Origin of the sequence: Mangrovihabitans endophyticus, from assembly GCF_014646155.1 — a bacterium.
Classification (GTDB): domain Bacteria; phylum Actinomycetota; class Actinomycetes; order Mycobacteriales; family Micromonosporaceae; genus Actinoplanes; species Actinoplanes endophyticus.
Map to the genome: position 1 here is coordinate 123,504 of NZ_BMMX01000017.1, position 10,777 is coordinate 134,280.

Annotated in this window: 9 protein-coding genes; 6 read left to right on the forward strand and 3 right to left on the reverse strand. The window is 72.3% G+C overall.

Going from position 1 to position 10,777, the window contains the following annotated elements:
- Window positions 1-195: 195 nt before the first annotated feature.
- Genes IEY73_RS19210 through IEY73_RS19235 form a run of 6 tightly spaced genes read left to right on the forward strand, consistent with a single transcriptional unit; the run spans window position 196 to window position 6,362 of the window.
- Window positions 196-1,209: an ABC transporter permease gene (locus IEY73_RS19210; RefSeq protein ID WP_189080627.1), complete on the forward strand. Its 1,014-nt coding sequence runs from the start codon at window positions 196-198 to the stop codon at window positions 1,207-1,209.
- A 37-nt stretch (window positions 1,210-1,246) separates the two neighbouring features.
- Window positions 1,247-2,311, forward strand: a complete 1,065-nt coding sequence (locus tag IEY73_RS19215) for a sugar ABC transporter substrate-binding protein (RefSeq protein WP_189080628.1) — start codon at window positions 1,247-1,249, stop codon at window positions 2,309-2,311.
- Window positions 2,311-3,834, forward strand: a complete 1,524-nt coding sequence (locus IEY73_RS19220) for a sugar ABC transporter ATP-binding protein (RefSeq protein ID WP_189080629.1) — start codon at window positions 2,311-2,313, stop codon at window positions 3,832-3,834. Before IEY73_RS19215 ends, IEY73_RS19220 begins: the two co-directional genes overlap by 1 nt.
- A 2-nt stretch (window positions 3,835-3,836) precedes the next feature.
- Window positions 3,837-4,601: an SDR family NAD(P)-dependent oxidoreductase gene (locus IEY73_RS19225; RefSeq protein ID WP_189080630.1), complete on the forward strand. Its 765-nt coding sequence runs from the start codon at window positions 3,837-3,839 to the stop codon at window positions 4,599-4,601.
- Window positions 4,602-4,648: 47 nt separating this feature from the next.
- On the forward strand, window positions 4,649-5,644 hold the full coding sequence (locus IEY73_RS19230; protein ID WP_189080631.1) for a LacI family DNA-binding transcriptional regulator: 996 nt from the start codon (window positions 4,649-4,651) through the stop codon (window positions 5,642-5,644).
- A 49-nt stretch (window positions 5,645-5,693) separates the two neighbouring features.
- Window positions 5,694-6,362: a GNAT family N-acetyltransferase gene (locus tag IEY73_RS19235; RefSeq protein ID WP_189080632.1), complete on the forward strand. Its 669-nt coding sequence runs from the start codon at window positions 5,694-5,696 to the stop codon at window positions 6,360-6,362.
- 53 nt (window positions 6,363-6,415) lie between these two features.
- Here IEY73_RS19235 and IEY73_RS19240 read toward each other — a convergent pair whose 3' ends face one another.
- The 3 genes from IEY73_RS19240 to IEY73_RS19250 all read right to left on the reverse strand — a co-directional run bounded on the left by IEY73_RS19240 (window position 6,416) and on the right by IEY73_RS19250 (window position 10,622).
- Window positions 6,416-8,041 (reverse strand): RICIN domain-containing protein, encoded by a 1,626-nt coding sequence (locus tag IEY73_RS19240; RefSeq protein ID WP_189080633.1) that lies wholly within the window; start codon window positions 8,039-8,041, stop codon window positions 6,416-6,418.
- Between the two features lie 11 nt (window positions 8,042-8,052).
- Window positions 8,053-9,063, reverse strand: coding sequence for an arabinan endo-1,5-alpha-L-arabinosidase (locus IEY73_RS19245; RefSeq protein ID WP_189080634.1), 1,011 nt, complete (start codon window positions 9,061-9,063; stop codon window positions 8,053-8,055).
- Between the two features lie 398 nt (window positions 9,064-9,461).
- Window positions 9,462-10,622: a YihY/virulence factor BrkB family protein gene (locus IEY73_RS19250; protein ID WP_189080635.1), complete on the reverse strand. Its 1,161-nt coding sequence runs from the start codon at window positions 10,620-10,622 to the stop codon at window positions 9,462-9,464.
- Window positions 10,623-10,777: the final 155 nt, after the last annotated feature.

Genomic DNA, 10,777 nt, shown 5'->3' on the forward strand with positions numbered 1-10,777 from the left:
ACCGGGTGCAGGCGACGCCGCGCGCCGGGGTGATCAACCGGGTGACATGGCCGAAACAAGGTCTTGACAGCGACATCGATCAATCGCAACCCTGTACGTATAAAGACCAAGTGTTCGCATCGCGCACACAGTGTGCAGGGTGGGGCGCGGCCGAGCGTGCCCTGAGTGGACGGCGGACACGGGAAGCGGACGGCCATGACCCAGTCGCTGACCACCGAGACCCGCGACGCTTCGCCACGTCCGCCGAGCCGCCGTCGCCGGCTCTCCCGGCTGGTGCGTGACGAGACGGGCGTGGTGGCCGTCCTGGTGCTGCTGATCGTCGGCGTCGGCGTGTTCCGCCCCGGTTTCCTCGACCCGGACAACCTGCTGTCCACCGGCCGCAACGCCGTCTACGTCGGACTGATGGCGGCGGGCATGGTGTTTCCGCTGGCGATGCGCGAGGTCGACCTGTCGGTCGGCGGCAACTTCGCGCTGACCATGGTGGTCGGCGCGGTCCTCATGCGCGACGGCGTCCCGCCCTGGCTGGCCGCGCCGATCATTCTGCTGATGGCCGCGGGGCTGGGCGCGGTCAACGGGGTGATCACCACGTACGCCCGGATCCCGTCGTTCATCGTCACGCTCGCCACCGCGCTGCTGTTCCGGGGCATCGCGCTGGCCTTCGCGGCCGGTAAGCAGATCTTCGAGGTGCCGCGGGAGAGCTCGTTCTTCGTCGACCTCGGCGGGCGCCTCTTCGGCGTGCCGTCCGCCCTCCTGGTGCTGGTCCTGGCCGGGGTGGTGCTGACGGTGGTGTTCACCCGCACCCGGTTCGGCGCCCAGGTGCGCGCGGTGGGCTCCAACCCGGACGCCGCCGCCCTCACCGGCCTGCCGGTGGACCGCATCCGCATTCAGGCGATGACCATGTCCGGGCTGGCCGCCGGCCTGGCCGGCACGCTGGCCCTGGCGTTCTTCCTGTCCGGCGACCCGACGCTGGGCGAGGGATTCGAACTGACCGCCATCGCGGCGGCCATCATCGGCGGGACGCCGCTGGCCGGCGGGCGCGGCTCGGTGCCGGGCGCCGTCGTCGGCGCGCTGATCCTGGCCGTGGTGACCGCCGCACTGGTGTTCTTCCGCATCCCGATCAACTGGACGAGCTTCGCCACCGGCGCGGTCATCCTGGTGGCCGTGGCCGCCGACGCCGCCCTGCGCCGATACCGCACCCGCACCTCCTAGGTCCGCGCCCGGCGCGGAGAAAGGAAAGGGACCGCACATGCCATCCGGGAAAGGGCGGCTGCTCGCCGCCGGCGCCTGTTGCCTGGCGCTCACCCTCACCGCCTGCGGCGACGACGCCGGTTCCGGCACCGGGACCGGCCGCCTGCGCATGGGCCTGGCCGTGGCCAACATCAGCCTCAACTTCGCCATCGAGATGGCCGACGGCGCCAAGCAGGCCGCCACCGACGACGGGGACGTGGACTTCCAGGTCGTCGGCCCGCCGGACACCGACGGCCCGGCCGAGGTGCAGATGTTCCAGAACCTGGTCACCACCGCGCGTGACGGGGTGGTCCTGGAGAACCTGGACCCACCGATCTTCACCCGCCCGGCTGCCGAGGCGATCGACAGCGGTGTGCCGGTGGTCGCGCTGGACACCGCGCCCACCGACGGCAGCAAGGTGGAGTTCTACGTCGGCAACGACAACTACGACCTGGGCGCGAAGATGGCCGCCGAACTGGTGGCGAAGCTGCCCGCCGACGCCTCCGGCACGGTGGTGGTGGGCGTGCCCAACCCGGGCACCCCGGTGCTGGACAACCGCGCCGCCGGGATCAAGGAGACGCTGGCGGCGAAGGCACCCGGCATCCGCGTGCTCGGCCCGTTCCAGACCTACAGCGAACCCACCAAGAACTACAGCGCCTGGTCCTCGCTGGTGAACGCGCACCCGGACGCGCTGGCGTTCCTCGGCGTCGGCGACGCCGACAGCTATGACCTGGCGCGGCTCAAGCAGGAGAAGAACGGCGACTGGCTGACCGCCGGGTTCGATGTGGACGACAAGACCCTGCAGGCGGTCAAGGACGGCACCAACTTCGCCACCATCGATCCGGAGCACTACCTCAAGGGGTATCTGTCCACCAGCCTGCTGATCGACTCGGTCCGCGGCGAGGCGGAGCTGCCCTCCGGGTGGTTCGTCAGCCCCGGCCTGGTCGTCACCGCGGACAACGTCGCCCAGGTCATCCAGCGGGGCAGCAGCCCGGCCGCGGCGAAGGCCGGATACCAGAAGGAGATCGACGCCCTGCTGGCCGATCCGCCGGCCCACGTCAAACCGCTCGCCCAGGCCCGCTGATGCTGCACGCGACCGGGCTGGTCAAACGGTACGGCGGGGTGACCGCGCTGGACGGCGCCGACCTCGAACTGCGCGGCGGTGAGATCCACGCGCTGGTCGGCGAGAACGGGGCGGGCAAGTCCACGCTGGTGAAGATCCTGTCCGGCGCGCTCGGCCCGGACGGCGGCGAGATCGCCCTGAACGGAACCCCGACGCGGTTCACCGGGCCGCGGGACGCGGCGGCGCGCGGCATCGCGATGGTGGCGCAGGAGCTCAGCCTGTTCCCCGACCTGAGCGTCGCGGAGAACCTGTTCGTCACCGCGCTGCCGCGCCGCTTCGGGTTGCTCAGCCCCGCCGAGATGGAGCGCCGGGCCGCGCCGGTGCTGGCCGGTCTGGGCCTGGACGACGTGCCGGTGCACGCGCCGGTGGCCGGCCTGAACCTCGCCGACCGGCAGCTCCTGGAGGTGTGCCGGGCCCTGCTCGCCACGCCCCGGGTGCTGATGCTCGACGAGCCGACATCCGCGCTGCCCCCGGCCGCGGTGGACCGGCTGGAGACGGTGCTGCGTCAGGTGGCCGCCCGCGGCATCGCGGTGCTCTACATCTCGCACATGCTGCAGGAGGTGCGCCGGATGGCCGACCGGGTCAGCGTGCTGCGCGACGGCCGCCCGGCGCTGCGCGGAGAGCGCGCCGGCGGGCTCAGCCTGGACGACCTGGTGCGGGCGATGCTCGGCGACGGCGCACCCGCACCCGCACCCGCCGGCGCCACGGCGGATCCGGTCGCCGGAGACCCGGAGAGAACGGCCCACGACGGTGCCGTCCCGGACGCCGCGGCGCTGACCCTGTCGCACGTGACGGTGCCCGGCGCGGTGACCGACATGTCGCTGAGCGTCGCGGCGGGCGAGATCGTCGGTGTGGCGGGCCTGGAGGGCGCCGGGCACCGGGCGGTGCTGGACGTGGTGTGCGGTCTGCGGCGGCCCGCCTCCGGCCGGGTGACGCTGCCCGGCGGAGGCACCCCGCGATCGGTGCGCGACGCCGTCCGGCAGGGCGTCGCCTTCGTGCCGGGCGACCGCAAACGCTTCGGGCTGATGCTCGACCAGACCGTGTGGGAGAACGCCACCGCCGTGCGCTGGCTGGGCGCGGCCCGCGGCTCGTGGTGGCAGCACCGGCGGTCGTTGCGGGCGCGAGCGCAGGCGAACCTGCGGCGGATGCGTTTCCACGGCGACATCGACGGCCGGACGGGCGAGTTGTCCGGCGGTAACCAGCAGAAGGTGGTGTTCGCCAAGTGGCTGGACACCGACCCGTCGGTGATCGTGCTGGACGACCCCACCCGCGGCGTGGACGTCGGAGCACGCGGCGAGATGCACGACATCGTGCGCGACCTGGCCGCCACCGGCCGGGTGGTGCTGCTCGCCTCCACCGACCTGGCCGAACTGACCGAGCTGTGCCATCGGGTGGTGGTGTTCCAGCGCGGCGAAGCGACCGGCGAGCTGCGCGGCGCCGAGCTGACCGAGCAGCGTCTGAGCACCGCCGTCAACGGGAGTTGAGGATGACCGGGAACACCGAGGCGGACCTGGCCGGGAAGGCGGCGCTGGTCACCGGCGCGGAGAGCGGCATCGGGCTGGCCACCACCCGCCGCCTGGCCGCGGCGGGGGCACGGGTGCATCTGGTCGGCCTGGACGCCGCCGCCCTGGAGCACGCGGCGTCCGAGCTGGACACCGGATGGACGGTGGCCGACGTGACCGACCCGGCGGCGGTCCGCTCCGCGGTGACCGCGGCCCGGCGCCGGTGCGGCCCGCTGGACGTGCTGTTCAGCAATGCCGGGATCAGCGGGCCGGTGGCGCCGCTCACCGACTACCCCGAGCCGGACTTCCTCCACGTGCTGCGGGTGCACGTGTGCGGCGCCTTCCATCTGCTCAAGTACGGGCTGCCGGCGATGCGCGACGGCGGCAGCGTGATCATCAACTCCAGCGTGGTCGGCCTCACCGCGGACCCCGGCATCGCCGGGTACGCCGCGGCGAAACACGCCCAGGTGGGGCTGATGCGGGTGGCCGCCCGGGAGTGCGCCGCGCGGGGCATCCGGGTGAACACCATCCATCCCGGCCCGACCGGCACCGCGTTCCAGCGCGCCGTGGAGCAGGCGGTCACCGGCGCCGACCCGGACGCCGCGGCGGCCGCGTTCGACGCGCACATCCCGCTGGGGCGGCACGCCGACGTGGACGAGATCGCCCGGGTGGTGCTCTTCCTGGCGGGTGGCGGCAGCACCTTCCTCACCGGCGCGACGATCGCCGTGGACGGCGGCATGAGCATCTGAAGCCGCCCCGCCCGGACGTACCATGCCAGGCACGAAAGGGGGAGCCGATGCCGTCTCGCTCCGCGTCACCGCCGCCCACCCTCGCCGACGTCGCCGCGGCGGCGGGCGTGTCCACCGCCACCGCCTCCCGGGCGCTGAGCGGCCGCGGATCCGCCTCGTCGCACGCGCGAACCGAGGTGCTGCGGGCCGCGGCGGCCCTGGGTTACGTGCCCAATCCGCTGGCCGTCTCGCTGGCGCGCCGCCGTGGTCACCGCATCGTCATCGGTTTCGTGGCCACCCACGAATGGATGCTGGCCGACCAGTACGCCAGCCGGGTGATCAGCGCCGCCGCGCGCACGGCGGGCGAGCACGGCGCCGGAGTGTCCGCGGCGTGGATCCGGCCCGGCGACGCCACCGGGCTGGCCGACCTGGCGGGCGATCGCAGCGTGCTCGGCGTGCTGCTGGTCAACCACAGCCGCGGCTTGCTCGATGCCGCCCCGGCCGGGCTGCGCGGCCGGATCGCGGTGATCGGCCCCGGCTTCGACCGGGTGCCCTCGCACGACGTGGACACCCCGTCTGCGATGCGGGCGAGCTTGCGGCACCTGGTCACGGGCGGTCGCCGCCGGATCGCCATGCTGACCGGTCCGGCGTGGGTGCCGAGCATGCGCCGCCCGTACGCGGCGTACCGCGACGGGATGGCCGGTCACGGCTGGCCGGTCCGGACCGTCGCGGGCGGGCTGAGCACCGCCAGCGGACGGGCCGGCGCGGTGGCCGCGCTGCGCCGCTGGCCGGATCTGGACGCGGTGGTGGCCAGCACCGATCTCACCGCGCTGGGCGTGCTGGAGGCGCTGGCCGACAGCGGCCGCCGGGTGCCGGACGACGTCGCCGTGATCGGCTTCGACGACGTGCCGCTGGCACAACTCGGACGGCCCCCGCTGACCACCGCCACCCATCCGGTGGAACAGATCGTGGCCGGTGCGGTGGGCACCCTGCTGTCCGGTGGTGCCGACCCCGGCCTCGCCGTCGTGCACCGCTCCGCCCTGGTGCCCCGGCGGAGCGCCTGACAACGAGGGCTTGCGGTGCAAGCGCTTGCACGCCGTACCGTTGCGAGCCATGAACGACACGCCATCGGGGGACCGTACGGGCACGACGATCCGGCGGTATCGGCATGCCGATCACGACGCGGTGTACGACATCTGCGTCCGTACGGCGGCCGCGGGCGGCGACGCCCGCGGCGCGTACGCACATGACGACCTCATGCCGGACCTGTTCGCCGGGCCCTACCTGCATCTGGAGCCGGACCTGGCGTTCGTGCTGGCCGAGGGGGACCGGGCGGTGGGCTACGTGGTGGGCACCGCGGACACGGCCGCGTTCGTCCGCGCGTACCGCACGCGGTGGATTCCGCGGCTGGCGGACCGGTATCCGGCACCGTCGCGCCCGCCGGCCACGCCGGACGAGGAGATGATCGCCTTGCACCACCGGCCGGAGCGGATGCTGCTGCCCGAGCTGGCCGGCTACCCGGCCCACCTGCACATCGATCTGCTCCCGTCGCACCAGGGCGCCGGGCACGGCCGGCGGCTGCTGAAGACGTTCCTGGCCGCCGCCGCCCGCGCCGGGGCGCCCGCCCTGCACATCGGCATGGTGACCGCGAACACCCGGGCGCGCGGCTTCTACGACCGGCTCGGGTTCCACCGGATTCCGGTGCCCGACCCGGGACCGATCACCTATCTGGGCCGGTCCACCGGGCCACCGCCCGGCGCGTCGCCGCGGCCCCAGGGGTGAGGAACTCCGGGGGCGCGGGCCGGCTTGCGGCTCGGCCGGCGCCCCCGGGCATGTCAGCAGTCGTTGATCTGCGAGTTCTGCAGCGTGATGTTGCGGATCACGATGTTCGAACCGTTGCAGGGGTTCTCGTTGATCGCCGAATTCACCAGGGTCAGGTTCTGCACCGTGATGTCGGCGTTGGGGGCGAACTCGGTGCGCGCCGCCAGCCGCACGTCCGATCCGTTCACCGTCCCGGACTGCCCGGCGATGGTGACGTTGTAGCAGTTCTCGATCAGGATCGAGTTGCTTCCGGTGCCGGCGATGTCCACCCGGTCGATGACCGCGCCGCCGGACTCGGAGACGCAGAAGACACCCCGGCCGCCGCCGCGGGCGACCACCGAGCCGACGTGGATGTTGGTCGGGTACGAGCTGCCGACGCGACCGTTGCGGTTGGCCATCCGGAACGCGGCGTACCCGGTGCCGGTCCCGGCGCCCTGTCCGTCGACCGTGCCCACCTCGGCGTTTGTCGTATCGTTCAGCAGCAGCCCGGAACCACCGGTGTCGCGGGCGGTCACCGTCCCCACGGTGAGACCGTCCACCCCGTACGTCTCCACACCGTGCGTGCTGGTGCCCTGCACGTACACGGTGTCGATGCGCACGTTGCGCGACTTCACCGACGTGTCGCCGTGGTTGTCGATGCGCACGCCCAGACCACCGGACACCCGGATGTCGATCTGCCCGAGCACGATGTTGTCCACGTTGCGCGCGAAGATGCCGTACAGCGGACTGCCGGTGATGGCGATCCGGGTGACCTCGATGTCATGCGCGCCGCGGGCGTACACCGGCGCCTGATCACCGGACCCGGACCCGGTCACGTTGACGGTCCCGCACCATTCCAGCGCCGTGTAACTGGGCAAAGAGATCCGGCTGCCCGCGCTGATCGAGCCGGAGCCGCGCACCACGACCTTCTGCTTGCTGGTACGCCCGGACGGCAGCGCGCCGATCGCGGCCTGCACCGCGGCGCGGGTGTCCGAGCCGGTGTAGACCACCGAACCGCCGCTGGTGCGGGCGGTCCATGTGGAGCCGCTGAGGACGGCCTCCGCCTGATACGAGCCGCTGCCGCAGTCGCCGGCCGGCGGGGTTGCCGAACCCACCGGGATCATCTGCCACTGCTGGTTGTATCCGTCCAGATCGGCGTACTGGGAGATGATCGCGCCGTCCGCGGTGGACCATTCCCACACGTCCAGGACCTTGCTGGTGTGCCGGTTGACGAACCGGACGTACCCGTCGGCGGAGTCGCGCAGGGCGAAATGCTGCCGGGTGCTGCCGTTGTCGGAGTTCTGAATGAGCTGGGTGCCGTCGATGGCGTTGGGCAGTTCCAGCAGCTTGCCGCTGTGCCGGGAGCGGATCTGGTAGTAGCCGCTGCCCACCGGGACGAACTGCCACTGCTGCCAGGCGCCGTCGTTGCGGGTGTACTGGGCGATGCCGGCGCCGTCGGCGGTGGCCAGGTTGTAGACGTCCATCGCCTTGCCGCTGTTGCGGTTGACGAACACGTACCACGCGGACGTGTCCACCGTGGCGGCCGACGCGACGGGTGCGACGGCTACCGCGCCGACGGCGGCGACCGCCGCGGACAGGACGGTGATCAGGGCGGCGCGCCATCGCCGGGCGCGGCCACCGCAGGGAGAGCGGGAGAGCATGGGTACTCCTTCTAGAAGACGAACGGCCAGCCGGCCGAGTCGTACGCGAGGCGGTTGATGCCGAGCAGCGCCGTCCCGTTGTCCGCGTAGTAGTGATAGAAGAGGACGTCCCCGTCGGCGTCCGCGAGCACCGCCTGGTGGCCCGGACCATGCACGCTGCCGTGCCCGGCGAGCACCTCGGTGCCGCCGCCGGCGGTCATCGGGGTGCCGTTGCGGTCGGCGTACGGTCCGGTCACGCTCGTCGCGCGGCCCACCATCACCCGGTACGTGCTGGAGGCCCCCCGGCAGCACAGGTCGAACGACACGTACAGGTAGTAGTAGCCGCCGCGCCGGACGATGAACGGCGCTTCGATCGCGCCGCCGCCGCGCCCGGCGATGCTGCGGATGCTCGTGCCCGCACGCCGTCCGGTGGCAGGGTCGAGCTCGATCAGCTTGATGCCGGACCAGAACGAGCCGAAACTCAGCCACCACCGGCCGTCGGCGTCCACGAACAGGTTCGGGTCGATGGCGTTGAAGTCGTCCGACGTGCGCGACTCCACGATCAGACCCTCGTTGGTCCAGCTACCCGACGCCCCCGAGGCGCTGCTGGCCAGGAAGATGGCCGAGTGGTTCGATCCGAAGGTGGAGGCCGAGTAGTACATCAGGTAGCGGCCGTTACGGTACGAGACGTCCGGTGCCCACAGATTGCGGCTTCCACCGGTGTACGCGGTGGTCCACGGCGCGCCGCCGGGAAAGGCGGAACCCGCGTTGCGGAAGGCGATCCGGTCGCTGGACGTCTTCAGCGAGATGTCGTTGCCGGTGTGCGCGACCAGGTAACCGCCGCCGGGACGGATCACCACGCTGGGATCGTGCACGGTGATGTCGCCGGTGACCCGGCCGGGATCAGGGTAGGCGGCGGCGGACGCCGGCGACGCCGGGGCGACGGCGGAGGCGGCCAGGGTGGTTGCCAGGGCGGTGACCGCCAGCGCGATCCGGTGGCGTCGCGACGGCGGTCTCGGCCCGGCGGGAGCGGGGAGTCGCATGCGTGCTTTCCTTTCTGGTTTTCGTTCCCTTCTGAGGTGGTTGTTCCTCCTTTGCGGCTGCACGGTGAGTGGCGCATGCGTCGGTCGCCCGGCCGGTCCTCGCGGTTTCGGTGGCGTGCGCGAGCGGCGGGGGAACGTCACCGACGCCAGTCGCATGATGTTCCCGTTAACAATCGAAGTTCGTCAAGGTGTTGCAGCGGTTTGCAAACGACTGAACGGCGTTAAGCTGCGAAGTAGTCATCGCCGATGTCGCTCAACCATTCTCTGGGTCGCAATCTTGTTAGCGATAACATCCCGCGTGACGTGGTGCGGAGCAGTCGCGCGCAGGCGTGTCGGCGTGCGCGGTCCACGCCGCGTCCACCGGGCGCGAGCCGTAGCCCGCTGGTGAGGTGCGCAGGCTACGGTTCGCCCGGCTCGTCCGGCTCCTGCCGGTGCTCGTCCTCCCGCTCGCGACGCGCGCGCTGCTGCTCGCGTGCCGTGCGGCGTCCCTCCTGCGTCGCCGGCTCCGGCCACATGTCGTCGATCGTGGCGTTCAACTCCGCGCCGAGCAGCACCGCCAGCGCGGTCACGAAGAAGAACAGCAGGATGGCGATCGGCGCCGCTGCCGGGCCTCCGTCGCTGCGCATGCCCGAGCCGAGGTACGTGCGCAGCCCGACGCTGCCCGCGGTCCAGATCAGCAGGGCCAGCACCGCGCCCGGCACGTCCCGGCGCCACCGGGTGCGGACCGGCACCGCCACGTGGTAGAGCGAGGTCAGCGCCAGCAACGACAGCAAGGACACCACCGGCCAGTATCCGGCGGAGACGAGCCAGGTCAGGGCGGAGTCGGGCAGTCCGGACAGCATCTGGGACAGCACGCGCGGGCCGAGCACCAGCATCGGCAGCAGGATCGTGCCGATCACCAGCGCGGCCAGGTAGAGGCTCAGGCTGAGTAGGCGGGTACGCCAGAAGCTGCGGAGGCCCTCCATGTCGTACGCGACGGTGATGGCCGAGATATAATTGCTCAGCGCGGCCGACCCGCTCCACAGGGCGATCAGGAGGCTCAGCGACAGCACTCCGGAATGGCCCTCGCGCAGCGTGCTGACAATCAGCGGGCGAACCACCTGCTGCATGGTCTGGTCGGTGAACACGCCGTCGGCCCAGTTGAGCAGCGCCGTCGCGACCTGGTTGGCGAAGTTGGCGCCGAGCACCGCGCCCAGTTGCCCGGTGAGCGCCATCAGGGCGAGCAGCAGAGGCGGCAGCGAGAGCATGGTCCAGAAGCTGGCCTCGGCGGCGAGACCGTGCAGCCGGTCGCTCACCGTTTCATGGATCATCCGCAGCGACAGCCGGCCGGCCGCGCGGGCGCCGCGCCGGGCCCGGTCCGGCAATGCTTGCCAGGCGGAGCGGATGACCGGAGCAGACTGCACGCTCCGCACCACGGGCGCGGAACGCAACGCCTCGGCGAGGCGGTCGACCTGTGCGGTGTCGTCGGGGCGTCGTGGCCGGGTGGTGCGCACCGAGCTGTCGGACGAGCCGGTGCCGGACCGGCGCTGGTCGTCCGTCGGGCGGCGGGGCTCAGTCACATCTCCTCAGCGGCGGGCAGCTCGGGGACGGGTCGTCGCGCCCAGTCTAAGTCGTCGCGCCCAGTCTAAGGCGCAGGCCGCACCCTCGCCCGGCGAAACCCCGCCGCCCGCCGCCCGCCGCCCGCCGCCCGCCCGCCGGCCGCTCGCCGCCCGCC

What these genes read in the sequence shown, in the direction of transcription:
- IEY73_RS19210 (WP_189080627.1), top strand. Translation starts at nt 196, where the DNA reads ATGACCCAGTCGCTGACCACCGAGACCCGCGACGCTTCGCCACGTCCG.
- IEY73_RS19215 (WP_189080628.1), top strand. Translation starts at nt 1,247, where the DNA reads ATGCCATCCGGGAAAGGGCGGCTGCTCGCCGCCGGCGCCTGTTGCCTG.
- IEY73_RS19220 (WP_189080629.1), top strand. Translation starts at nt 2,311, where the DNA reads ATGCTGCACGCGACCGGGCTGGTCAAACGGTACGGCGGGGTGACCGCG.
- IEY73_RS19225 (WP_189080630.1), top strand. Translation starts at nt 3,837, where the DNA reads ATGACCGGGAACACCGAGGCGGACCTGGCCGGGAAGGCGGCGCTGGTC.
- IEY73_RS19230 (WP_189080631.1), top strand. Translation starts at nt 4,649, where the DNA reads ATGCCGTCTCGCTCCGCGTCACCGCCGCCCACCCTCGCCGACGTCGCC.
- IEY73_RS19235 (WP_189080632.1), top strand. Translation starts at nt 5,694, where the DNA reads ATGAACGACACGCCATCGGGGGACCGTACGGGCACGACGATCCGGCGG.
- IEY73_RS19240 (WP_189080633.1), bottom strand. Translation starts at nt 8,041, where the DNA reads ATGCTCTCCCGCTCTCCCTGCGGTGGCCGCGCCCGGCGATGGCGCGCC.
- IEY73_RS19245 (WP_189080634.1), bottom strand. Translation starts at nt 9,063, where the DNA reads ATGCGACTCCCCGCTCCCGCCGGGCCGAGACCGCCGTCGCGACGCCAC.